Raw genomic sequence first — 22,593 nt, forward strand, 5'->3', positions numbered from 1 at the left:
GTGGATGCTGGAGTCCGGCTGCGGCCTGCAGTGGATAAGCTAAAGGCATGACTTCTGAAGCAACTGCAGTGCCCATTGTGCGCGCCGACGGCCGCGCCCCGGACCAGCTCCGGCCCATCAGCATCACCCGGGGATGGTCCAACCAGGCTGAAGGATCCGCGCTGATCGAGTTCGGCAACACCCGGGTCCTGTGCACCGCCTCCCTCACTCCGGGAGTACCGCGCTGGCTCAAGGGTGAGGGCCGCGGCTGGGTGACGGCCGAGTACGCCATGCTGCCAAGGGCGACGAACACCCGGTCCGATCGCGAATCGGTCAAGGGCAAAATCGGCGGCCGCACCCACGAGATCTCCCGGCTCATTGGCCGTTCCCTGCGTTCCATCATCGACACCAAGGCGCTGGGCGAAAATACCATCGTGCTGGACTGCGACGTCCTCCAGGCAGACGGCGGAACCCGGACCGCAGCCATCACCGGCGCCTACGTTGCGCTCGCTGACTCCATCAGGTTCGCCCGTGACAACAAGCTCATCGCGAAGAACGCCCAGCCCCTCATTGACACCATCGCTGCAGTGTCCGTGGGCATCATCGACGGCGTTCCCATGCTGGACCTGCCCTACGTTGAGGACGTCCGGGCGGAGACCGACATGAACGTGGTGGTTACGGGCTCCGGCAAATTCGTGGAGGTGCAGGGCACCGCCGAAGGTGCCCCCTTCGACCGCGCTGAACTGGACCAGCTCCTGGATCTGGCTCTCCTGGGCACCACGCAGCTCGCCGCAATCCAGCGCGAAACCCTGGCAGATACCCTGTGAGCGCGGCGCCCCCCGCCCCGCGCCTGGTGCTTGCCACGCATAACAAAGGAAAACTGCGAGAGCTGCGCGAACTGCTGCGGGGACAGGTGCCGGGGCTCGACGTCGACACGCAGGTGGTGGATGCCGCTGCGGCAGGTGCCCCCGACGTCGTCGAAACCGGTGTCACCTTCGCCGAGAATTCGCTGCTGAAGGCCCGCGCTGTCGCCGAAGCGACAGGCCTGGTGGCCATTGCCGATGACTCCGGCCTTGCCGTGGACGTGATGGGCGGAGCCCCGGGAATCTTCTCGGCACGGTGGGCCGGAAGCCACGGCAACGATGAAGCGAACCTGCGGCTGCTGCTGAACCAGCTTTCCGACGTGCCGGACGCCCACCGGGGCGCGGCTTTCGTCTGCGCAGCTGCGTTGGCAGTACCCGGATCTGACAGCGGACCGGGGCGCGAGGTGGTGGAATACGGCCAGCTGGAGGGCGTCCTGCTGCGTGAGCCCCGCGGCGACGGCGGGTTCGGCTACGATCCCGTGCTGCAGCCGGTAGGGGAACAGCGGAGCTGTGCAGAGCTGTCCGCCGACGAGAAAAACGCCATCAGCCATCGCGGCAAGGCCTTCCGGGCGCTCCTGCCGGCCGTCGTTGAGGCCCTGCGGGCTGCCGACACCTGAGACCGCCGTCGATAGTCCCTGAATAAAAAAGGTGTGCTCCCCGCTGAACCGGGGGAGCACACCTTTGTTCATTCCCTCACTACGGGAGGCGCGGTGTTTTCTGCTCGTTCTCGGGGGCGTGTTCCTCGATGAACTCGTCCACCGGGTCGGTGCCATAAGCCTTCGCCTGGCGCTTTGCGGACAGGCCGCGAAGGACCTCGACGCCGATAGGCAGGACCGAGACCAGGACGATGGCAATGAAGATGATGTCCAGGTTGTCGCGGACCCAGGGGATGCGGTCACCCAGCAGATAACCCAGGAGCGTCACGCCGCCGCCCCAGAGGACAGCGCCGATCACATTGAAGACGAAGAACTTCTTTTTGTTCATCTGGGCGACGCCGACGATGACCGGAACGAAGGTCCTGATGATCGGGACGAAGCGGGCCAGGATCAGCGCCTTGCCGCCATGCTTTTCGAAAAAGGCGTGTGCGTTCTCAACGTTCTCCCGCTTGAAGAGGCGCGAATTGGGCTTGTTGAAGATGGCCGGGCCGGCTTTGGAACCAATCAGGTAACCGGTCTGGTTGCCGATAATGGCCGACACCATGATCAGCAGCGCAAAAAGCCACACGTTGAACTTGATGGTGTCAGTCGCAACCAGCAGGCCTGCGGTGAAAAGCATGGAATCTCCCGGCAGGAAGAAGCCCACCAGCAGGCCGGTTTCCGCGAAGACGATGCCGCACACCAGCAGGACCACCCAGGGCGCCAGGGCAGGATCGGCCAGGAAGACCTGGGGGTTCAGCCAGTCGGGCAGGAAGGATGCCAGCTGTGGCTGCACCGGTCCCGCACCACCCAGCATGGACACAGCGAAGTCGTTCATCACAGGAAAGTTCACCACTCAAGGGTACTTGACGCACTTCAGCCCCCAGCCGCAGAGGGGTTTCCCCCACGGGCCGGCCTGGTGATATCCGTGACAGGACGGCACGGCTGACACAGGAAGGATCGTCCCCGGAGGTATGGTTAGCCCCGTGGGTTTGGACTTTACGGCGATCGACTTCGAGACTGCGAACGGATTCCGGGGCTCGCCCTGTGCCGTAGGTCTGACGAAAGTCAGGGGCGGACGGATCGTCGAGGAAGCTTCGTGGCTAATGCGGCCGCCGGCCAACCACGACCATTTTGATTACCACAATGTCCGTATCCACGGCATCAGCGCACGCGACGTCGCCGGGAGGCCGCGCTTCGGGGAGCTCTTCCCAGAGATCGGGGCGTTCATCGGTGATGACATCCTTGCCGCCCACAATGCCTCCTTTGACCTGGGCGTCATCCGCTCCGGACTGGAGGTCTCGGGGCTGGCGGGCCCGGCCTACGACTACGTCTGTACAGTGATGCTGTCCCGCCGGTGCTACTCGCTGGTCTCAAACTCCCTGCCGTTTGCAGCGGAGGAAGCCGGCGTGCCCCTGGTCAAGCACCACGACGCCGCCGAAGATGCGCGTGCCTGCGCGGGTATCCTCATCGACATCGCCCGCCGCAACGGAGCCAACAGCGTCACAGAGCTCTACCTTTCCCTGGGGCTCGTGATGCCGCGCCAGGAGGCCTTCGACCCGGCACTGGACGGGTTGTCGAAGCCGAGCCTGGCCGCGGTCTCGAGTGCGGCCGGCAGCGGGGCCGCGCTGGTCAGGCAGTTCCAGTCAGGCTGGCCGGAGGAGGGAGCCAACCCGGAGCCCAACCCGGATGCCCACCCCGGCCACCCGCTCTACGGCCAGACGGTTGTTTTTACGGGACAGTTGTCCATGGCCCGGCCGGAAGCGAAGCTGAGGTCGGCGGAGCTCGGTGCCCGGCCCGAGAGCAGGGTCACCGGACGCACCACCGTGCTGGTGGTGGGGGACGGCTTCGTTGCCTCGGACCTCCGCTCCGGAAGGCTCACGGGCAAAGCCCGGCGCGTCCTTGAGCTCCACGAGCGCGGCCAGGCCATCGAGGTCCTGTCCGAAGGGGAATTCCTGCAGATGGTGGGCAGCTTCGCCGCCGCCGTCGGTGCCTGAGGCGCAGAGCAGTTGACAGCGCCTTAGGCATAGCGCCGTCCAGATTCACGCGGCGCAACAAAGCTGACTCCCGGCGTCGCCTGCCCCTAGCCTTGGCTCATGCGCCCGCTGTTTGCCTTCCCCAACCCCGTCAACGAGTATGCCGCCCGCGTGACGGCAGGCCTTGTGGTGCTGCTGGCTCTGGTTACGGCAGCCACGGGGTCAGGATGGGGGCTGCTGGCCATCGCGGTCGGATTTTGGCTGCGGCTGCTCTTCGGCCCCCGGGTCTCGCCGCTGGCACTGCTCTCCGTCAAAGTCATTGCGCCCCGGCTGGGCCGGGTCCGGCTGGTTCCGGGGCCGCCCAAACGCTTTGCCCAAGGCATGGGAGCCGTGGTCTCCACCGTGGCCCTCGTCCTGTTCATTGCCGGTGCGGTTCCCGCCGCCTGGACGGTGCTGGGCATCCTCATCGTGGCGGCGTCGCTTGAAGCCTTCGCCGGCTTTTGCCTTGGTTGTGTAGTCTTCGGCTTCCTGCAGCGCCGCGGCCTGATACCGGGAGAAGTCTGCGAGGCCTGCAACAACATCAGCCTTCGGCAGACGTAACCGCCACGAGCTGGTCGGCCATGCCCCGGATGACCTCCGGCGCCTCCAAGGCACCAAGCCATTCGACGGGCAGGCAAGCCTCGCCGTAGAAGGCGCCCAGGATGTTCCCGGCCAGGGAGCCGGTGGAATCACTGTCACCGCTGTGGTTTACGGCCAGGGCCACCGCATTGCGGAAGTGCTGCACCGGGTCCGCAGCGGGGGCGCCGGCGTCGGGAAGGGTGGCCAGGGCAGCGTAAAGTGCGACGGCGAGTGCTTCCTCAGCCACCCATCCCTCGCCAAGTGCCTGGACGAGTTCCTCCGGCGTCACGACGCCCTTGCCGGCCAGCCGGAGTGCGCCCTCCAGCCGCTCGGGCAGTTCGGGGGCCACCCCTTCGAAGCCGGTGGCGTGGGCGAGGGCTTCGGCGGCCGCTTCACGCAAGCCGTCACCGGCCACGAGCCGATGGATCAGGAAGCTGAAGGTTCCTGCGCTCTGGCGCGCTGACGGGTGGCCGTGCGTCAGGGAGGCGGCGTCGGAACTCAGCTTGTAAACGGCGTCGGGCGTTATATGCGGGATCAGCCCGAACGGAGCGGACCGCATCACTGTCCCGCAGCCCTTCGACGCAGGGTTCACCGGCCGGACCGAGGTGCCCATTTCGCCCGTGGCCAGGCCGGAGATGCAGGCTTTGCCGGGATGCCGCCGCTGAAGCAGGACCGGTTGCCCATCAATCCAGCGCGGCTGGGGCACCGGGGCCGATGCCGGGGCCGCTTCTCCCTGCGTTGCGAGCCAGCGCAGGTACGCGAGCCACAGGCAGGCGTTGACGTCGGCGCCCACCCCCGAGTTCGCCCATTCCAGTGCCTCCACGAGGCCGTCCACCGTGTAGAGCGTCATTTGTGTGTCGTCGGAGAAATGGTTCGTTCCTGCCAGGGCCTCGAACCCGGTCACACCGGATGCACCGAAGCGGGCGCGGATCTGGTCGATGGAGTCGAACTCCACCGCGTAGCCCAGGGAGTCGCCAAGTGCGCCGCCCAGGAGGCAGCCGTGGATGCGGGACTTGAGGGAGGGCGTGGAAGTGCCCGGGTCGATGCTCATGCAGTAAATTTACCGTGGTGTACCGGGGCCCTTTGACGCATGCCCGCGAGAGCTTCCCACCGCTCCTAAAACTCCATTCCAGCGAACGCACAGCCTGCGCTGGAATAATGCCCGGGTTGCCTGAAAGCACCCCCCGTCCGCCTACCTGAAGGTTGCCACCATGAGCACGCCCGTCCCGGACCGTCACAATGCACCGCAACCGTCCGGCTCTGGAGCAGCCCGGCCCGGGCTCCTGCCACGGTTGACGGCGGAGGCCTTCGGCAGCCTTTTCCTGACCCTGGCAGGCCTCGGTGTGCCGCTGTTCAGCATTCCCCAATCCAGTCCTTTGCCTGCCGCCCTTGCCGCTGGCCTTGCGGTTACCGCCGCCATGCTCGCCTTCGGACACGTTTCGGGCGGCCATTTTAACCCTGCTGTCACTGCAGGCCATCTCCTCGCCGGCCGGATCCGTGCCGGCACAGCCGCCGCCTATGCCGGGGCGCAGGTGGCCGGCGGTATGGTGGCGGCCCTGGCCCTCTACGGCATCCTGCGCACGCTGCCGGGGATAGCGGACAGCCGGACAGCGTTCGACACCGTAGCGGCCGGCTTTGGCGATCACTCCATCATCCAGGCGCCGCTGGCGGCAGTGCTCCTCCTGGAAATGATGGGAGCCGCAATCATTGTGGCCGTTTTCCTGGGTACGGCCGACAGGAACACCACCAGCCGCTCCGCCGCCGCAGTCGCCGTGGGCCTGTCTTTTGCCGTTCTCCTGCAGCTGGGCCAGTCCGTTGGCAACCTGCCCTTCAATCCCGCCCGGGCCGTTGCCTCTGGCGTCTTCAGTTCGGGGTGGGCGCTTGGACAGGTCTGGGTGTTCGTGGCCGCTCCGCTGGTGGGCGCTGCCGTGGCCGGGCTGGTGTTCAAGAGTTTCGGCAACGGCTCCACTCCCGGCGGGTCCGGGGAGTCCGCAGTGGAGACAGTGGCCGGAAAAGTTGCAAGTACTGGAGAAGTTGCAAGTACTGGAGAAGTTGCGCGGAGCGGAGAAGAAGATGCAGCCGGTGAGGCCAGCGAAGCCCAGGAGTTCTTCAAGGGCAAGCGTGGCTGATCCCGGCACCGGCAGGGGTTGCCGGAAGTGTCAGTGGCAGCCGATAGCTTAGAAACATGAGGCTACTTCACACATCGGACTGGCATTTGGGCCGGTCCTTCCACGGCGTCGGCATGCTCGAGACGCAACGGGCCTTTGTCGACCAGCTCGTGGACGCCGTCGGCAGGCATGCAGTGGACATTGTGCTGATCGCCGGGGACGTCTACGACCGCGCCCTGCCCGGTGTGGATGTGGTGCACCTGCTCGATGACGCCCTGGTCCGGCTTACGTCGGCGGGAGCCCAAGTGGTGCTTACCAGCGGTAACCACGACTCCGCCATCCGCCTGGGCTTCGCCTCGCGTTTGCTGGAGCGCGGCGGAGTGCATCTGCGGACCAGGCTGGAGAACCTTGACCGGCCCTTGCTCGTGCCAGTGGGTACTGCGCCTGCGGGAGAAGGATCCGCACGTGAACCGGTCGTGGCCATCTACGGCATACCTTGGCTCGAACCACGGCTCGTGGCTGAACAGCTGGGCGCCCAGGCCGCCAGCCACTTCGAGGTAACCCGCGCGGCAACAGAACTCATCCGCCAGGACATCGAGCGCCGTTCAGCGTCGCAAACGGTGCACTCGGTAGTGCTCGCCCATACCTTTGCCAGCGGAGGCATCAGCTCGGACAGCGAGCGCGACCTCAGCATCGGCGGCGTGGGTGCCGTCCCGCTGGACCTCTTTGACGGCTTCAGCTACACGGCGCTGGGCCACCTGCACGGGCGCCAGTCCCTGTCGCCGCAGGTCAGGTACTCCGGATCCCCGCTCGCCTACTCATTCTCCGAAGCCTCCCACCAAAAAGGTTCATGGCTCATAGATATTGATGCCGACGGCGTGGCCGGTGTGGAGGAAGTCCTGTGGGATGCCCCGCGAACCCTGGCCGTGCTGCGTGGTCCCCTGGCTGATCTGCTCGAATCGCCTGAACACTCATGGGCCGAAACCGCCTACTGCCAGGTGACACTGACTGACGCCCAGCGTCCTGCCCGGGCCATGGACCGTCTTCGTTCACGTTTCCCCGACACCCTCGTGCTGGGGTTCGATCCGGAGGGCGGACCTGGCGCCGCAGCCTCAACGTACAGCAGCAGGCTCGCCGAAGCGCCCGATGACCTTGCCGTATGCTGCGGCTTCCTGGAGCACGTGCGCGGCCGGAACCCGGACGACGCCGAGAAGGCCGCGCTCGCCGATGCCCTGGAGAACATCCGCCTTCAGGAGGTTTCGCGATGAGGATCCACAGGCTCCGAATTTCCGGGTTCGGTCCCTTTGCCGGCACCGAGGAGGTGGATTTCGACAGGCTCAGCGCGCACGGACTTTTCCTGCTCAACGGCCCCACCGGTGCGGGAAAAACGAGTGTGCTGGACGCCATCTGCTTCGCCCTGTACGGCTCGGTTCCCGGAGCACGCCAGGACGGCAAGCGGCTGCGCAGCGACCATGCCGAGCCGGGCCAGGAACCCGCCGTCAGCTGCGAATTTTCCGCGCAGGGCCGCCGCTTCGAGGTGACGCGTTCCCCTGCCTGGGAAAAGCCCAGCGCCAGGGGCAGGAATGGGTTTACCACCCAGCAGGCCAAAACCCTCCTGCGGGAACGCATGAACGGGATGTGGATCGAGAAGTCGGCCCGCAATGACGAGGCAGGGGCGGAGATACTCGCCCTGCTGGGAATGGACCGTGAGCAATTTACCCGGGTGGTGATGCTGCCCCAGGGTGACTTTGCTGCATTCCTGCGGTCGAAGGCCACTGACCGGCTTGAGCTTTTGCAGAAGCTTTTTGGCACGGAGCGGTTCGAAGCGGTCGAACAGGAGCTGTCCCGCCAGGCGCAGGCAGCTAGGGAGGAAGTGTCTGTCCTTGCCGGCCAGCTTGAGCTTCTGGCGGCCCGGGCCGAGTCGGAAGCGGCAATATTGCAGCTTGACGAGGCCGCTGGCCAGGCCGCGAACAGCCCTGCTGCCCGGCTTGAGTGGCTGAAGGATGCTGCCGGGCAACGGTTGGGGAAACTGGTTGACCAGGCAAAAAGCGCGGAGTCGGCAAGCCGCGAACGTGCCAGGAGTGTCGCCGCCGAGACCGCACGCAGGGAACGGCACCGCAGGCTGGAGGAAGCGACGGCGCGGCAGACAGCCGTGCAGGACGCCGTGCCGCAGCTGGAGAGCCTTAGATTGCGGCTTGGCCGGCACCGCCAGGCAGAGGTCCTCGCCGGACAACTGCGCAGCGTGGACGCGGGGACAGTCAAGGTCCGGGGTGCAGCCGACGCCATGGAATCGGCTTTTACCTTGCTTCGACTGGCCGCTGATGAAGACCCTGAACTTGCCCAGTTGGACCTCGCCTTCCCGGCAGAGGACGCCCTGGCACTGTCCGGCCCCGCGGCCGTTCCCGGCGCAGTCGACGAATTGAACCGGATCCGTTCCCTGCTGGCGGTGGTCGAAGCAAGGCTCCCGGACGAGGACCGGTTCAAGGCGCTCCGCTCAAAACACCAGCAGCTGGTATCCAAACAGCAGGAGCTGGCCGAGACTGGCGCGGTACTGGCCAGACGAATGGAGGGCCTTGCCGAGGAACGGTCCCGCCTCACGGACGGCCTGGGGCCGTTGGAGGTGCGTGCGGGAGTGGCAGCCCTGCGCACGAAGGAAGCAACGGCGGCCGACGAGTTGCTGGACGTGGTCCAGCGCTTCGCTGCGGCCGTTGCCGTCCGCGACGCAGCAAAGCTGGAACACGCCGCCGCCCGGGAGAACCAGCTGGAGGCCAAACAGCGCTGGCTTGATGTCAGGGAGCAGCGGCTGGTTAATGCCGCCGCCGAGCTCGCTGCCAAGCTGGTCGAGGGAGAACAGTGCCCGGTGTGCGGAAGCCCCGACCACCCCTTGCCGGCTGCGACGGACGGCGGTGGCCCGGGACTTGCCCAGGAGGAGGAAACAGCCCACACGCTCCATGAAGCCGCCGAAGCAGAATTTGCAGCGGCCGGCCACAAGCTGGCAGAAGCTAACCAGCTGGTAGCCGTCCTCGCCGGCCAAGGTGGACAAACAGCCAAGGAAGAGGCCCTCGCTGCGGCCCGGGAAGCGCGCCGCGCCGCGGCCGACGCTGAAAAGGCAGTTAAGGAACTTGCGGCGGCACGGTCGCGGCTTGAAACACTTGAAGCAGGCCTTGCAGCAGCACAGGCGTCCCGCTCCCGAGGAGAGGCCGAGCTGGCCCAGGTCGAGTCCTCCATTGCGGACGTGGCCGAACAATCGTCCTCGCTAAACCAGGCATTGGCAGGGCTGAGGGCAGGCCACCGCAGTTTGGCCCATCGGCTGCGTGCCCTGGAAAACGCTGCAGCGATGCTGGGCAAAGCCGTTGACACCCAGGCCGAGCTCGGCTCTGCCAAGGCCCAGGCCGCGGAGGCGCTGGAGCAGCTGGAGCAGGCGTTGCCGGAATCCGGGTTCGCGACCGCTGAAGAGGCCCGGAAACACTTGCTGGCCGCCGATGACGCTGCGGCCCTTGAAGCCGCGATGCGGTCAGCCCAGGATGAAGCCGCCCGGGTGGCGGAGCTGTTCGCATCGGAGGACATTGTGCTTGCCCTGGCGGAGGCGGCTGCCGGACTTGCGCCGGATGAACAGCAGCTCGCCGCCCTGCAGGACGAAGCTGCCGCTGCAGCGAAGGCCGCACGTGATGCGGATCTGGCGGCAGGCCTGGCCAGGCGCTGCCTTGAGTCGCTGACCTCCATCCGTGCCGGTTATGAGGAGTTGGCCGGGTCCGCCCGTGGGCCTGCAGAGCGTGCCCGCATGCTGTCCGGCCTGGCGGACGCGGCGGCGGGCAGGGGAGACAACACATACCGGATGAGCCTGAACAGCTACGTACTGGCAGCGCGGCTGGAGCAGGTGGCTCTGGCTGCCTCTGAGCGCCTGGTGGCGATGAGCGACGGCCGGTACCTTTTGCAGCACACCGACGCGAAGGCGGCGCGCGGCGCAAAATCAGGGCTGGGCCTTGAAGTGGTGGATCAATGGACCGGGCACCGCCGCGACACGTCCACGCTGTCCGGGGGTGAATCCTTTATGGCGTCGCTTTCCCTGGCACTCGGATTGGCGGATGTTGTCCAGCAGGAGTCGGGCGGCGTCGAGATCGAAACACTTTTTGTTGACGAAGGCTTCGGCAGCCTTGACGAGCAGTCCCTGGAACAGGTGATGGATGCCCTCGAAGGCCTGCGGGACGGCGGGAGGGTAGTGGGACTTGTCAGCCACGTCGGGGAGATGAAGCAACGGATTGGAACCCAGCTGCAGGTGGTGAAGACCAGGAACGGGTCCACCCTGCGGATAGCTGAAGCCCTGGAGGTCCGGGTCTGAGGGAGCGAAAAGGCCGGATATACTTGGATGGTTACCGGGTTCAGCGCATCGGGAGGAGGGACGATGCGCATGACTGAACGAGCCCGGAATTGAAATCCTCTACTTCCCTTTCACCTGGCCAGCCCTTTTCATCGGGGCAGCCTGCCCCTCCTGCCGCGCAGGCTCCCGCCAATCCGCACCCTTCCTCCGGTGGCCGGTTCGCCAGGCTTCCACACCTTGCCGGCCGCGGCTTCCTTCCCCTGGGTCTTCTTGCCCGGCTGCCCCTGGCCATGCTCACGGTAGGCACCCTCACCCTGGTCACGTCCAACAGCGGTTCCTATGCCTTGGGCGGAACGGCGGCGGGTGCAGTGGGCATCGGATCCGCCCTGGGCGCTCCGCTCCTCGGATCCCTGGCGGACCAGCGGGGCCAACGTCCGGTCCTGTTGCTGGCTGCAGCCCTTAATACTTTGACCGTCGTGGCATTGATCCTTGCAGCCTCTGCCATGGCGGCACCTGCGAACTTTCCTGGTGCCGTGCTGGCTGCTGCCTTCCTGGCAGGAGCGAGCTGCCCGCAGGTGGGCCCATTGGCCCGGGTCCGGTGGATGGCGCTGACGTCGCAGGGGAATGCACCGGACAACCGGCGGGACCTGGACACGGCACTCTCTTACGAAAGCACAGCCGACGAAGTGACGTTTGTGCTGGGACCTGCGCTTGTGGGAATCCTCGCCAGCCTCCTGGCACCCTGGCTTCCGCTCACGCTGGCCGCAGCCATGACCATCACGCTGGTCCCTGCCTTCGCCGCCCACCGCACCCACAGGGCAGTGCCGATGTCACGCCGCACGCCAAGGGGACCGGGACGCCGGGAGCGGGCCAGGATACCGGCGGCCGTCCTTCTCCCGGTGGTCGCCATGGTGTGCATGGGTACGTTCTTCGGCTCAACGCAGGCGGCGTTGAGCTCCTTCTCCGCCAGCTATGCCACCTCGGAACTGGCCGGACTGCTGTATGCGGCAATGGGGCTCAGTTCCGCCGCTGCCGCCCTCTCGGTTGCCTATTGGCCGCAGCGTTTCAGCCTTTCCCTGCGCTGGGTGGTGTCCGCGGCGCTGATGGCAGGACTGGCCGTCCTCCTGCTGGTGCCGTCGTCACTAGGCGCGATGGTGGCCGTGCTGCTGATCCTGGGTGTCCCGGTGGGCCCGGTTATGGTTACCGTCTTCGCCGTCGGCGGAGTGGTGGCACCGGAGGGACGGCTGGGCACCGTTATGACCGCCCTGGCCAGCGGCATCGTCGCCGGCACCGCGATCGGCTCGTCCCTGGGCGGCGGGCTGGCGCAGGACCACGGCTACGCGGCGGCCTTCCTCGTTCCCGCCTGCGCTGCCTCCGCGCTGGCACTCCTCGGGGCCGCCGCCGTCGTCGTGCTTCGCCGCCGGTCCGCGCGCTGACAGCGCTTCAGGCCAGCTGGCGTTCGATTCTCGCCGCGCTCTCGGCCAGCGCCGCGCCCACCGTTGAGGGTTCGTGCGCGGACCGGATATAAACGACGGCCAGTGCTGCCGGGCGCCCGCGCGGCACCCGCACGGGCGCGGCCAATGAGGAAACACCGGCGATGACTTCGTCATGGCTGGCGGAGTACCCGGCGCGCCGGGCTTCGGCGGCCTCGGGACGATAGGGGACGCCGGTCTCCAGCCGGTCCCATTCAGCTTCCGTCAGCGCGGATTGGATGGCGATGCCGGGCGCACCCGCGTTGATGGGGTGGCGAGTGCCGGGATGCTGGGCCACCGTCGCCCCTGAGTGCCGCGGCTCCACAGTGACCAGCGTGATGCAGTCGTGATGGTCCCACAACGCCACAAAAGCCGTCATGTCCAGCGTGTTGGCCAGATGTGTCAGTTCGGGAAGCGCGGCACTCTGGAGGTTCCGGGAAACGCTCCTGGCCAGGACGGCGAGGCCAGGTCCGGGCTGGACCCGGCCGGCGTCGTCCCGCACCAGCAGCGAGTGGTCCTCGAGGGTGCGCAGTATCCGGTACGCCACCGAACGGTGGACACCCATGGCATCGGCGAGCTCGGCGATGCTCATCGGCCCGGGCGCAGCTGCCAGGATCTCGAGGGCGCGGATACCGCGGGACAGTGTCTGGGAGGGTGAAGCCTGCGCCGGCGCTGCTCCGGCCGGGGCTGCGGCGGTGGGAGTCATGCTGTCCATCCTAGGTGCGCTCGCTTCGGTACCGCGGCCTTGATGCTGCTTGCCGCCCAGACTTTCGTTCCGCAATGAGAAACGACGGTTCAAATATAGAACTCATCTTTCAAGCAGTCCACCGGACCATAGACCCTGAGGCGGGCGGTTGAAGCATCTGCCGCAAATTTGGCCAAGCCGTGTCCTGCCTCACACTTTCGTAGTACCCTTCTAACTAACTGACCGTTCTGTCGGTAATCCTGAAGGCGCCCGGCAGCCTGCCTGCCGAATAAACAATGGAGTTTCAATGACCACACCCTCGAAGGTGGATACACTCGCCGGTCCGAGCACCCGGCGGGAGGAGCGCAAAGTCCTTGCCGGCACCTTGGTCGGAACAACGATCGAGTGGTATGACTTCTTCATCTTTGCCCAGCTGACCGCAACGCTGCTGTCACCCCTGTTCCTAGCACCGCTGAACGAGTCCAACCCGGGCCTGGCCCAAATCCTTTCCTTTGCCCTGATCGGCATCAGCTTCCTGTTCCGTCCGCTCGGCGCAGTGGTGGCCGGCCACCTCGGAGACCGCCTGGGCCGCAAGGCGATGCTCGTCTTCACCCTGGTGATGATGGGTGCCGCCACCGCGCTGATCGGCATGCTGCCCACCTACGCGCAGATCGGTGCCTGGGCGCCCATCCTCCTGATCACCCTGCGCATCATCCAGGGCTTCTCGGCAGGAGGCGAGTGGGGCGGCGCAGCCCTGATGGCTGTGGAGCACGCACCCCTGAACAAACGCGGCCTGTTCGGTGCCTACCCCCAGATCGGTGTCCCCATTGGCATGATCCTGGCCACCGGACTCCTCTTCTTCCTGAACACCAGCATGTCCAGGGAGGATTTTGCGGCCTGGGGCTGGCGGGTACCGTTCCTCCTCTCCATCGTCCTTATCGTGGTGGGCTACCTGATCCGACGCGCTGTCGCAGAAAGCCCGGTCTTCCAGGAGATGGCCGCGCGGAAGCAGGAAAGCAAGGCACCCCTGGGGGTACTGGTCCGCAGCCACAAGAGGCCCGTGCTGTACTCCACACTGATCTTCATCGGCAACAACGCAGCCGGTTACCTGCTGATCGCCTTCTTCATCGCCTATGCCACGAGGACCCTGCAGATGCCTACGCCGCAGGTCCTCCTGGCCACCACCTTGGCATCGTTCGGCTGGCTCATCTTCACCTTGGCGGGCGGCTGGCTGTCAGACCGCATCGGCCGGGTCAAGACGTTCCTCACCGGCTACGCGATCATTTTCGTGTGGATGATTCCCATGTTCGCCCTGATCGACACCAGGAACATCTGGCTGTACGGCCTGGCGCTGTTCGTCCTCACCATCGGTCTCGGCCTGTCCTACGGGCCCATGTCCGCGATGTACGCCGAGATGTTTCCGGCCAACGTCCGGTACTCCGGCATCTCCATCGGTTACGCTTTCGGCGCCATCCTCGGCGGAGCCTTCGCCGCCACCATCGCTGAAACGTTGCTGCAGACCACCAAGTGGGCCGGGTCCATCGGTATCTACATCATGGTCCTCTGCGTCATCTCGGCCATTGGCGTGCTGCTGGCCAAGGAGACCAAGGGCCGGCCGCTGGGCGTGAGCCACCACTAGGGCCAATTCCCTAACGACCGCCGGGCCCGGACCACAATGGTCCGGGCCCGGCTGCGTATCCGGGGGCGTTGGAACTGCTTGAAGACCGCTACTGCGTCAGGAAGCTGATGGCGTCATCGTCCGTAAGCTGCTCGAAGTGCCGGTAGAAGCTGCCCACGGCGCGGAACTTGCCCGGCAGATGCAGGCACAGGACGGCGTCGCATACCCGCTCTACAGAGGACGCCGCTTCAATGGAGCCCACGGGGGCGGCGGCTACCACTGCTCTGGCCCCACCCTCACGGACGGCTTCGATAGCGGCGCGCATGGTGGCGCCGGTGGCCAGGCCGTCATCGATCAGCAGGACAGTTTGGCCGGAAAGGTGGTGGTCAGTCCCGGGATAGCGGTCCACCCGGCGCAGCAGTTCGGCGCGTTCCCGCTGCTCCACCTCGTCCAGCAGCTCCTGGCGCACACCATGCTCCAGGACCCGGTCCATCAGTGGCTTGTTGAGCAGGCGGACCGTCCGGCCCCGTGCCCAAGCCAGGGCTCCATACGCCGTTTCCTGGTGTCCAGGGATGCCTAGTTTGCGCACCAGGACGGTTCCCAGCGGGAGGTAGAGGGCTTTGGCGGCTGACGCCGCGACGGGGATGCCGCCCCGGGCAAGGCCAAGGACAACCGTGCCGGGCCGCTCACGGAACTGCCCGAGTACAGAGGCCAGCCTCTCGCCGGCCTCTGTGCGGTCTTCAAAGCGCGTCACCATGGTTCCCTCCCGGCTCGCTCCAGCCCTCGCTTCAGCCTACCGCCGGGAAAGGCGCAGCAGGAGATAGCCGGCAGGCGCGCGGGAGTACGTGGCGGAAGTGTTTAGACGGCGAGGAAGGAGATGGCCGCCTGCTTGAAGGCCCGGCTGGTAACGGCATTGGTGTGGTTCCGGCCCGGCAGCATGACCTCTTCAACCATCGCCCCGGCGGTGCGGGCCAGCCCGGCGAGCTGCGGCAGGCTGGCGGCGCGTTCATCCTTGTCGCCGGCCACCAGGAGCATGGGTACGTGGGGCACGGCTTCGGCCGGGTCGTAGGGTTCGGCCTTGATGGCCTCAACCAGCGAGAGCAGCGCAAAGATGTTGTTGCTGGGCAGCAGCAGGGCCATTTTCAGCAGCCGGGCACTGGATTCGTCAGCGATCGGGGTTCCGTCAGCTAAATAATCCTGCGCCGCGACGAGGTCGAAGGCCGCGAGCGGATCCGCGACGTTCGGGCCGCCCAGCACCAGCCGGTGCACGATCTCGGGTTGGGTGGCACCGAACTCCCAGGCCAGCCGGGAACCCAGGGAATAGCCCACGATGTCCAGCCCGCTGGAAGGGTCGCCATCCTGCAAGGGGCGCACCCCGGCGTCGAACGCTACCTGGAGCAAGTCCGCCCGGATCCTGCTGGGGGAGTAGGAGTCCATGTCCTCCGGCGCCCCGCTGCGGCCGTGCCCGGGCAAGTCCACAGTGATAACGCGGCGGCCGGCGTCGAGCAACGCGGCCACCCAGCCGGTGTCTTCCCAATTGAGCTTGCTGGAGGACGAGAAGCCGTGCAGCAGCAGAATGGGCCGGAGGCCGGCGTCCGCGGCAGGATCATGCACCCCCACATACAACTGGGGATCAGTTCCCTCTACCGTGTGCGAATGCTGTTCGCCGGTGTGCCTGCCGCTCATGGTGCCAGTCCTCATCAACTACGGCGCCAAGGCGGACCCGACGCGTGGAAGCTCGTCCTTCGGGACTACTCTACCTGCCTGAAGTCCGGGTAATTCCACCCCGGATTCTCCTGGCCGGCACCCCCAGGCCGCGTGGCCCCCAGACCCGTTTTCGGAGGCCGGAACGCACTGGGCGCGGCCTAGCTCGGCCGGTTGGTCCCCGTTTTGAACCGGGCGGCCGCGGCGCAGGCCACCGCGATCCCGGCAATCAGTCCAATGGTGCTGAAGAGCTGGATGCGGCTGCTTTCGGCGCTGAAGCCCACTGCGAAAATCAGGCCCAGCAACACCAGCCCCACGATGGTCAGGGCCGGGAAGCCCTTCATCCGCAGGGGCAGCGGCGTGCCCTCCCGGTCTGCCCGGCGGCGCAGGATCAGTTGCGAGACCAGCGCGCTGCCCCACACCACCAGGCAGGTGGATCCCACCAGCTGGAACAGGGCAGGAAGGATCTGCTCCGGGAACAGCAGTTCCAGGACCGTGGCGACGAATCCGAATGCCACTGACACCCCAACGGCCAGCATGGGCACGCTGGCGCCGCTCAGCCGGGTGAGGAACCGCGGTGCTTCGGCCCGCTCGGCGAGGGAATAGACCATGCGGGAGGCCCCATAGAGGTTTGCATTCAACGCCGAAAGGAGCGCGACGACGGCCACCAGCGTGATGGCCGTTGCGGCGCCGGGGATCCTGGCGGCGTCCAGAACGCCGGCGAACGGTGATGCCAGGCTGTCGGACGTTGCCGGAAGGACGGCGGTGATCACAAAAACGGAGCCGATGTAGAAAACCAGGATGCGCCACACAACCGTCCTGATGGCTTTGCCTACGCTGTGTTCCGGATCCTCCGTCTCTGCCGCCGCCACCGAGACGATCTCCGTGCCGCCAAAGGCGAAGATCACCACAAAGAGCGCGGAGGCGATCCCGCCCAGGCCGGCGGGGGCAAAGTCCGACGTCAGGTTGGCCAGGCCGGGAGACGCCACATCGGGCAGCAGGCCCAGCAGCAGGGCGGCGCCCACCACCAGGAACAGGACAATCGCGGCGACCTTGAGGATCGCGAACCAGAATTCGAACTCACCAAAGTTCCGGACCCCTGTGAGGTTGATGGCGGTGAAGACGACCATAAAAACAAGCGCCAGCGCCCAGACGGGAATGACCGGCCAGATCGTAAAGAGAAGCCCCGCGGCTCCCAGCGCCTCGGCGGCGATCACCACTACCAGCTGCAGCCACCACAGCCAGCCGATGGTGGCACCGGCTGTTTTGCCAAGCGCACGCTCGGCATACACGGAGAAGGCGCCGCTGTTCGGGCTGGCGGCAGCCATCTCGCCCAGCGCCCACATCACCAGGATGATCAAGGTGCCGGCCACCAGGTAGGAGATCAGCACCGCCGGACCCGCGGCCTGAACGCCGGCGCCGGATCCCAGGAACAGCCCGGCCCCGATGGCGCTGCCCAGGCCCATCATGGTGAGCTGGCGGGTTTTCATGCTGTGGCCCAGGTGGCCCTGCGGACTCAGTTCTGTGGACTTCATCGTCATTGTGCTGCTGGACCTTCTTGGGGTTGTGGGTGGGAGCTCCTTGTGGGACCACTTGAATTTACCGTCTCCGGTCCTGCAGCCGGTATTCGGCGCCAGGAGCGCTGCACGACGGATACAGGACGAATCCGGCCGAAACACCTGCAGGCCCGGCGGAAACATTTGGCAATTACGTGGCAGCTGGCCGTAGACTTAGTTTTGGTCAAGATGACCATAACTAAAATGGGATGCCAGCCGTGGTCCCGCAAGCCGGAAGGCGGTGGACCCATGTACCAGAGCTCGGCAAACGTCTCGGAGCGCCAGGCGGCGCCGCCGTCGCTGGCTATCTCCACTGTCATCTTTGCGCTCCGCCCCAGCGAAAGCTCCGGCCGGCCAACACTGTGGCTGCCGCTGGTGCGCCGGATCCGGGAGCCCTACAAGGGACTCTGGGCGCTGCCCGGTGGGCCCCTCAGCCACGCCGAATCACTGCAGGACGCGGCAGCGCGGAACCTGGGGGAGACCACCGGCCTGGCACCCAGCTACCTCGAGCAGCTGTATGCCTTCGGCGGACTCCACCGCTCGCCCACCCAGCGGGTGGTCTCGATCGTTTACTGGGCGCTGGTCCAACCCACTGAAGCCGCGCTCGCGGACGAGTCGGAAAACGTCCGGTGGTTCCGGGCGGACCGGCTGGGGGACCTGGCCTTCGACCACAACGCGATCGTGGACTACGCACTCTGGCGGCTGCGCAACAAGCTCGCCTACGGCTCAGTGGCCTACCACCTGCTGGGGGAATACTTCACCCTCGCCCAGGTCCGGGAGGTCTACGAGGCAGTGCTGGACAGGCAACTGGACCCCGCCAACTTCCGCCGGCAGCTCAAATCCACCCCGGACATCGAGGAAACCGGCGAGTACCTCCAGGGCGGCAAGCACCGCCCTCCCCGTCTCTACCGCTTCACCGGCCGGCCCGGCCTTGACCCAGACAACAGGAGCACACCATGAGCAGCGTCAACACAGCAATCCAGCTCATCACACGCGAACAGGCCGAAAAAGGCGCAACCGCAAAGGGCAGCACCTGCAGCCCTGCGCTGGCCAAGGGTCCGTGGGACTACGACCTTGCAGAGGCGCTCGCAGGCATTCCGGCCTACGGCCCGGGCGCTTCCAGCGCTGACGTTGCACCTCCTGCAACCCCCCGCCAGGGGCAGTTGCCAGAAGAGTACAAGCTGGCCAGCGACGCCGAGCTGGGTGAGCGGATCCTGGCCGCGAAAGCTGCCCTGGGGGACAGGGCCGTCATCCTTGGGCACTTCTACCAGCGGGATGAGGTCATCCAGTACGCCGACTTCGTCGGTGACTCCTTCCAGCTGGCCAACGCCGCGCTGACCCGGCCGGACGCTGAGGCCATCGTGTTTTGCGGCGTCCACTTCATGGCCGAAACCGCTGACATCCTTTCCGCGCCCGACCAAGCCGTCATCCTGCCCAACCTGGCAGCCGGCTGCTCCATGGCGGACATGGCTGACGCCGACTCCGTAGCCGAGTGCTGGGAGCAGCTCGAGGAAATTTACGGCACCGAGCCCGACGCCGAAGGGCGGGTTCCGGTCATTCCCGTCACCTACATGAATTCCTCCGCAGCCCTGAAGGCTTTCTGCGGTGAGCATGGCGGCATTGTCTGCACCTCCTCAAACGCCAGGACTGTCCTTGAATGGGCGTTCCAGCGGGCCCAGCGGGTGCTGTTCTTCCCGGACCAGCACCTCGGCCGGAACACCGCAAAGGCGCTCGGCGTGCCGCTGGAGCAGATGCCCATGTGGAACCCGCGGAAGGACCTGGGCGGCAATGACGAACAGGCCCTGCTGGATTCCAGGGTCATCCTGTGGCACGGGTTCTGCTCGGTGCACAAGCGGTTCAACGTAGCCCAGATCGAAAAGGCCCGGGCCGATTTTCCCGGTGTCCAGGTGATCGTCCACCCTGAGTGCCCCATGGAGGTGGTGGACGCAGCCGACTCTGCCGGCTCAACGGACTTCATCAAGAAAGCGATCGCGGCTGCCACGGAACCCGCCACCTTCGCGATCGGCACGGAAATCAACATGGTGAACCGGCTCGCGGCAGAGTACCCGCAGCACACCATCTTCTGCCTTGATCCTGTCATCTGCCCCTGCTCCACCATGTACCGCATCCACCCCGGCTACCTTGCCTGGGTCCTGGAGGAACTCGTTGCCGGGCGGGTGGTCAACCGGATCACGGTCGCAGATTCAGTGCAGGACCACGCCCGGACAGCGCTGGAGCGCATGCTCGCGGCCAGGCCGTAATGACAAGGCCGGCTTTTATGCCTCCTCGTGAAGGTGGCGGTACTTCCGGACCGGGCGGTGTGGCCCCCGGCGGCACCGTCACGGGGCGCCCGCGATTGGTCGTCGTCGGCAGTGGCATCGCCGGGCTGTACGCTGCCCTGCTGGCAGCGGATGCCGGTGCCGATGTGGTCCTCCTGAGCAAGGGAAAGCTTCGCGAAAGCAACACCTGGTACGCGCAGGGAGGAATTTCTGCGGTGCTTGACGCCCCTGCTCCGGGTGACACGGTAGCTGCCCACATCGCGGATACGCTCCACGCTGGAGCAGGGCATTGTGATGAAGCCGCCGTCCGGCTGATGTGCGCGGAGGCACGCCGCGACATCACAGGGCTGCAACGCTTTGGTGTGACCTTCGATTCCAGTTCCGGCGGCGGCCCTGCGCTTGGCCTGGAAGCGGCCCATTCCGCACCCCGCATCCTCCACGCCGGGGGCGATGCCACCGGGGCGAAGGTGGCCGGGGCCCTGATCCGCTCAGTGCTCGCGCGGCAGGCGGAGGGGACCCTGACGGTCCTGACCTCAGCCCACGCAACATCCCTGCTGCAGCAGGACGGCAAAGCCACCGGAGTGGAGTTCCTCCTGCACGGGAACAGGGCAGCCGTTCACGGGGACGCCGTCCTGCTGGCAACTGGAGGAGCAGGGCAGCTTTTTGCCCAAACAACCAACCCGGCAGTGGCCACCGCCGACGGCTTTGCGCTCGCGGTCAACGCGGGAGCTGAGGTAGCCGATCTGGAGTTCTTCCAGTTCCACCCCACCTGCCTGGTTTCCGGCTCCCTGGACTCACATCCGGCGGCGGCACCCGGCCTGGACCAGGATCCGCTGCTCATCTCCGAGGCTGTCCGCGGCGAAGGGGCCTTCCTCGTCGATGGCAACGGGAAACGGTTTATGCCGGCCTACCACCCGGACGCGGAACTGGCCCCGCGCGACGTCGTGTCGCGCAGCATCGCCCTGCACCTGGCGAAGCTCGGCGACCCCAACGGCCACGTCTACCTCGACGCCCGCGTCATTGACTCGGCCAAAGGGCAAGGATTCCTGGCCAAGCGCTTTCCCACCCTCACCCAAAGGACGCTTGCGGCGGGCATTGACTGGACCCGCGAGTTGGTGCCCGTTGCACCGGCAGCGCACTACTGGATGGGCGGTGTGCTCACCGACCTGCACGCCAGGACCACCGTTCCCGGCCTGTATGCAGCCGGGGAAGTGGCGTGCACAGGAGTCCAGGGCGCAAACCGACTGGCCAGCAACTCGCTCCTCGAAGGACTCGTTTTTGGCCGCCGGGCTGTTGAGGACTTTTTGTCTGGTGACCGTGGCTGGGACGCGCCCCGAGGCACCGATGCTCCGCGTGCTGTCTCGGCCGCGGGCGGCCTCCCCTTGACGCACGCTTCCGCACCGCTGCCCCGCGACGCTGAGAGTGACGTCACCTTCCCTGCTGCTTTAGGAGGCGAGCCGGCCGAATCGGGCGCCTTGTCCGGGAGCCGGCTGGCCAGCGTCGGTCGGGGCGAGGGGAATGAGACCCCGTTCTCCCGCGAGGCGCTTCGGCGGTTGATGACTGCCAAGGCCGGGGTGCTTCGCAATGGGGTGCTGCTTGGGGAGGCGGCGGAAGCTCTCGGCCGGTGGGCCGCCGTCGTACGTCCTGAAGCTGCTGCCGCCGGCGGGGACGCCCGGGAACACGAGGACCGCAACCTGCTGCTGGCCGCACAGTTGCTGGTGGCAGCGGCGCAGGAGCGCACGGAGTCCCTTGGTGCCCACTACCGGAGCGACAGCCCGGCTGATGCTGCCGGCATCGCCATTGAACTTGAAGAATCGTCCCGAATGCGCCTGAAAGCGAGCCTTGTCCATGACTGATGTGTCACTACCTGAAAGTTCCGTGATCGAGACTGCCTCGGCCGGCAGGACGCGCCTCGACCTCACCCTGCCGTCGGCGCCGGTGCGGGAAATCCTTGAGAGGGCCTTCGCGGAAGATGCTCCTGCCGGGGATATCACCTCCCAGCTGCTGATTCCCGCTGACGCACGTGCCACGGCTGTACTGAATGCACGGGTGCCTGGAGTTTTCAGCGGCGCCACGGTGTTCCGGGACGCCATGCTGATGGTGGATCCGGACACGGATGTGGAGCTGCTGCTGGAGGACGGAGAAGAGTTCGACGCCGGCACCCACCTCGCGCGGGTCAGCGGCCGGGCCAGGTCTGTCCTGCTCGCCGAGCGGGTGGCCCTGAACCTGGTGCAGCGGATGTCGGCCATCGCCACGAGGACAGCAGAGTTTGTCCGGCTGACCGAAGGCACGTCGGCCCGGATCACCGACACCCGCAAGACCACGCCCGGGCTGCGGATCCTGGAGCGGTTCGCCGTCCGCTGCGGGGGTGGCGCCAACCACCGGTACAGCCTTTCCGACGCGGTCCTGGCCAAGGACAACCACCTTGCCGTGATGACGGGTGGGGATCCTGACCGGCTCACCGCACTCCTTGCCGCAGCCAAATCGCAATTGGGGCACACCACGCACTTTGAGGTGGAGGTGGACAGGATGGACCAGATTGAGCCCGTCCTGGCGGCCGGCGTGGACACCATCATGCTCGACAATTTCACGGTCCAGGAGCTGGAGGCAGGCGTGGCCCTGATAGCCGGCCGAGCGCGGGTGGAGGCCAGCGGAAACGTCAACGTCTCGACGGTGGCCGCCATAGCAGCCACGGGAGTTGACGTCATTTCCGTTGGCGCCCTCACCCACACAGTGGCGGCCCTGGACCTCGGGCTGGACGTCGAACTGACGGTCAGGTGAT

The 22,593-nt window shown here is 66.4% G+C and carries 19 protein-coding genes; 13 read left to right on the forward strand and 6 right to left on the reverse strand.

Translation table 11 applies throughout. The annotated features are described in order from the left end of the window. Positions 1 to 47 precede the first annotated feature (47 nt). Both rph and rdgB read left to right on the forward strand, forming a co-directional pair. The gene (rph, locus tag M1D32_RS07950) at positions 48 to 806 is read left to right on the forward strand and encodes a ribonuclease PH (RefSeq protein WP_163162542.1); all 759 of its coding nucleotides are present in this window, start codon (positions 48 to 50) and stop codon (positions 804 to 806) included. Beyond that, the gene (rdgB, locus tag M1D32_RS07955) at positions 803 to 1,459 is read left to right on the forward strand and encodes an RdgB/HAM1 family non-canonical purine NTP pyrophosphatase (protein WP_458781710.1); all 657 of its coding nucleotides are present in this window, start codon (positions 803 to 805) and stop codon (positions 1,457 to 1,459) included. The genes rph and rdgB overlap by 4 nt, the downstream gene beginning before the upstream one ends. Before the next feature lie 79 nt (positions 1,460 to 1,538). On the opposite strand, the gene M1D32_RS07960 is transcribed toward rdgB, so the two are convergent. Further along, the gene (locus M1D32_RS07960; RefSeq protein ID WP_458782132.1) at positions 1,539 to 2,315 is read right to left on the reverse strand and encodes a DedA family protein; all 777 of its coding nucleotides are present in this window, start codon (positions 2,313 to 2,315) and stop codon (positions 1,539 to 1,541) included. A 148-nt stretch (positions 2,316 to 2,463) separates the two neighbouring features. Here M1D32_RS07960 and M1D32_RS07965 point away from each other — a divergent pair, with 148 nt between their 5' ends. Together M1D32_RS07965 and M1D32_RS07970 are read left to right on the forward strand one after the other, a co-directional pair. Beyond that, positions 2,464 to 3,474, forward strand: a complete 1,011-nt coding sequence (locus M1D32_RS07965) for a 3'-5' exonuclease (RefSeq protein ID WP_458782133.1) — start codon at positions 2,464 to 2,466, stop codon at positions 3,472 to 3,474. A 99-nt stretch (positions 3,475 to 3,573) separates the two neighbouring features. Further along, entirely contained in the window at positions 3,574 to 4,053 is a 480-nt protein-coding gene (locus M1D32_RS07970; RefSeq protein WP_458781711.1) for a DUF4395 domain-containing protein, read from the forward strand. Here the strand turns inward: M1D32_RS07970 and M1D32_RS07975 are convergent. Further along, positions 4,034 to 5,122 carry an ADP-ribosylglycohydrolase family protein gene (locus M1D32_RS07975; protein ID WP_458781712.1) on the reverse strand — a complete coding sequence of 363 codons (1,089 nt, stop codon included), beginning with the start codon at positions 5,120 to 5,122 and terminating at the stop codon, positions 4,034 to 4,036. The genes M1D32_RS07970 and M1D32_RS07975 overlap by 20 nt on opposite strands. Positions 5,123 to 5,282: 160 nt before the next feature. Between M1D32_RS07975 and M1D32_RS07980 the strand changes: the two genes are divergently transcribed. The 4 genes from M1D32_RS07980 to M1D32_RS07995 all read left to right on the forward strand — a co-directional run bounded on the left by M1D32_RS07980 (position 5,283) and on the right by M1D32_RS07995 (position 11,933). Further along, positions 5,283 to 6,200 carry an MIP/aquaporin family protein gene (locus tag M1D32_RS07980; RefSeq protein WP_458781713.1) on the forward strand — a complete coding sequence of 306 codons (918 nt, stop codon included), beginning with the start codon at positions 5,283 to 5,285 and terminating at the stop codon, positions 6,198 to 6,200. 56 nt (positions 6,201 to 6,256) lie between these two features. Beyond that, on the forward strand, positions 6,257 to 7,447 hold the full coding sequence (locus M1D32_RS07985; RefSeq protein ID WP_458781714.1) for an exonuclease SbcCD subunit D: 1,191 nt from the start codon (positions 6,257 to 6,259) through the stop codon (positions 7,445 to 7,447). After that, a complete protein-coding gene (locus M1D32_RS07990; protein WP_458781715.1) occupies positions 7,444 to 10,518 on the forward strand; it encodes an AAA family ATPase in 3,075 nt (1,024 codons plus the stop codon). Before M1D32_RS07985 ends, M1D32_RS07990 begins: the two co-directional genes overlap by 4 nt. A gap of 89 nt (positions 10,519 to 10,607) precedes the next feature. Further along, positions 10,608 to 11,933 (forward strand): MFS transporter, encoded by a 1,326-nt coding sequence (locus M1D32_RS07995; RefSeq protein WP_458781716.1) that lies wholly within the window; start codon positions 10,608 to 10,610, stop codon positions 11,931 to 11,933. A gap of 7 nt (positions 11,934 to 11,940) precedes the next feature. Here the strand turns inward: M1D32_RS07995 and M1D32_RS08000 are convergent, their stop codons facing one another. Further along, positions 11,941 to 12,675 (reverse strand): IclR family transcriptional regulator, encoded by a 735-nt coding sequence (locus M1D32_RS08000; protein WP_458781717.1) that lies wholly within the window; start codon positions 12,673 to 12,675, stop codon positions 11,941 to 11,943. A gap of 286 nt (positions 12,676 to 12,961) precedes the next feature. Here M1D32_RS08000 and M1D32_RS08005 point away from each other — a divergent pair, with 286 nt between their 5' ends. Further along, entirely contained in the window at positions 12,962 to 14,293 is a 1,332-nt protein-coding gene (locus M1D32_RS08005) for an MFS transporter (RefSeq protein WP_458781718.1), read from the forward strand. Positions 14,294 to 14,381: 88 nt separating this feature from the next. Here M1D32_RS08005 and M1D32_RS08010 read toward each other — a convergent pair whose 3' ends face one another. The 3 genes from M1D32_RS08010 to M1D32_RS08020 form a co-directional block, all read right to left on the reverse strand. Then, on the reverse strand, positions 14,382 to 15,029 hold the full coding sequence (locus M1D32_RS08010) for a phosphoribosyltransferase (RefSeq protein ID WP_458781719.1): 648 nt from the start codon (positions 15,027 to 15,029) through the stop codon (positions 14,382 to 14,384). A gap of 101 nt (positions 15,030 to 15,130) precedes the next feature. Then, the gene (locus M1D32_RS08015) at positions 15,131 to 15,958 is read right to left on the reverse strand and encodes an alpha/beta fold hydrolase (protein WP_458781720.1); all 828 of its coding nucleotides are present in this window, start codon (positions 15,956 to 15,958) and stop codon (positions 15,131 to 15,133) included. A 179-nt stretch (positions 15,959 to 16,137) separates the two neighbouring features. Continuing rightward, positions 16,138 to 17,517, reverse strand: a complete 1,380-nt coding sequence (locus tag M1D32_RS08020; protein WP_458781721.1) for an amino acid permease — start codon at positions 17,515 to 17,517, stop codon at positions 16,138 to 16,140. A 264-nt stretch (positions 17,518 to 17,781) separates the two neighbouring features. Between M1D32_RS08020 and M1D32_RS08025 the strand changes: the two genes are divergently transcribed. Genes M1D32_RS08025 through nadC form a run of 4 tightly spaced genes read left to right on the forward strand, consistent with a single transcriptional unit; the run spans position 17,782 to position 22,592 of the window. Continuing rightward, complete coding sequence (locus M1D32_RS08025; RefSeq protein WP_458782134.1) at positions 17,782 to 18,492, forward strand: NUDIX hydrolase; 711 nt, start codon at positions 17,782 to 17,784, stop codon at positions 18,490 to 18,492. After that, a complete protein-coding gene (nadA, locus tag M1D32_RS08030) occupies positions 18,489 to 19,793 on the forward strand; it encodes a quinolinate synthase NadA (protein WP_458781722.1) in 1,305 nt (434 codons plus the stop codon). Before M1D32_RS08025 ends, nadA begins: the two co-directional genes overlap by 4 nt. A gap of 17 nt (positions 19,794 to 19,810) precedes the next feature. Continuing rightward, positions 19,811 to 21,667 carry an L-aspartate oxidase gene (gene nadB / locus M1D32_RS08035; RefSeq protein WP_458781723.1) on the forward strand — a complete coding sequence of 619 codons (1,857 nt, stop codon included), beginning with the start codon at positions 19,811 to 19,813 and terminating at the stop codon, positions 21,665 to 21,667. Continuing rightward, the gene (gene nadC / locus M1D32_RS08040; protein ID WP_458781724.1) at positions 21,660 to 22,592 is read left to right on the forward strand and encodes a carboxylating nicotinate-nucleotide diphosphorylase; all 933 of its coding nucleotides are present in this window, start codon (positions 21,660 to 21,662) and stop codon (positions 22,590 to 22,592) included. The genes nadB and nadC overlap by 8 nt, the downstream gene beginning before the upstream one ends. The last annotated feature ends 1 nt before the right edge of the window (position 22,593 follow it).

The organism is Arthrobacter sp. D3-16 (assembly GCF_054408515.1).

Bases quoted from the DNA above. Each gene is read 5' to 3' on its own strand.
- rph (WP_163162542.1), top strand. From the start codon at position 48: ATGACTTCTGAAGCAACTGCAGTGCCCATTGTGCGCGCCGACGGCCGC.
- M1D32_RS07960 (WP_458782132.1), bottom strand. From the start codon at position 2,315: ATGAACGACTTCGCTGTGTCCATGCTGGGTGGTGCGGGACCGGTGCAG.
- M1D32_RS07970 (WP_458781711.1), top strand. From the start codon at position 3,574: ATGCGCCCGCTGTTTGCCTTCCCCAACCCCGTCAACGAGTATGCCGCC.
- M1D32_RS07975 (WP_458781712.1), bottom strand. From the start codon at position 5,122: ATGAGCATCGACCCGGGCACTTCCACGCCCTCCCTCAAGTCCCGCATC.
- M1D32_RS07980 (WP_458781713.1), top strand. From the start codon at position 5,283: ATGAGCACGCCCGTCCCGGACCGTCACAATGCACCGCAACCGTCCGGC.
- M1D32_RS07985 (WP_458781714.1), top strand. From the start codon at position 6,257: ATGAGGCTACTTCACACATCGGACTGGCATTTGGGCCGGTCCTTCCAC.
- M1D32_RS07990 (WP_458781715.1), top strand. From the start codon at position 7,444: ATGAGGATCCACAGGCTCCGAATTTCCGGGTTCGGTCCCTTTGCCGGC.
- M1D32_RS08000 (WP_458781717.1), bottom strand. From the start codon at position 12,675: ATGACTCCCACCGCCGCAGCCCCGGCCGGAGCAGCGCCGGCGCAGGCT.
- M1D32_RS08005 (WP_458781718.1), top strand. From the start codon at position 12,962: ATGACCACACCCTCGAAGGTGGATACACTCGCCGGTCCGAGCACCCGG.
- M1D32_RS08010 (WP_458781719.1), bottom strand. From the start codon at position 15,029: ATGGTGACGCGCTTTGAAGACCGCACAGAGGCCGGCGAGAGGCTGGCC.
- M1D32_RS08015 (WP_458781720.1), bottom strand. From the start codon at position 15,958: ATGAGCGGCAGGCACACCGGCGAACAGCATTCGCACACGGTAGAGGGA.
- M1D32_RS08020 (WP_458781721.1), bottom strand. From the start codon at position 17,517: ATGACGATGAAGTCCACAGAACTGAGTCCGCAGGGCCACCTGGGCCAC.
- M1D32_RS08025 (WP_458782134.1), top strand. From the start codon at position 17,782: ATGTACCAGAGCTCGGCAAACGTCTCGGAGCGCCAGGCGGCGCCGCCG.
- nadA (WP_458781722.1), top strand. From the start codon at position 18,489: ATGAGCAGCGTCAACACAGCAATCCAGCTCATCACACGCGAACAGGCC.
- nadB (WP_458781723.1), top strand. From the start codon at position 19,811: ATGCCTCCTCGTGAAGGTGGCGGTACTTCCGGACCGGGCGGTGTGGCC.
- nadC (WP_458781724.1), top strand. From the start codon at position 21,660: ATGACTGATGTGTCACTACCTGAAAGTTCCGTGATCGAGACTGCCTCG.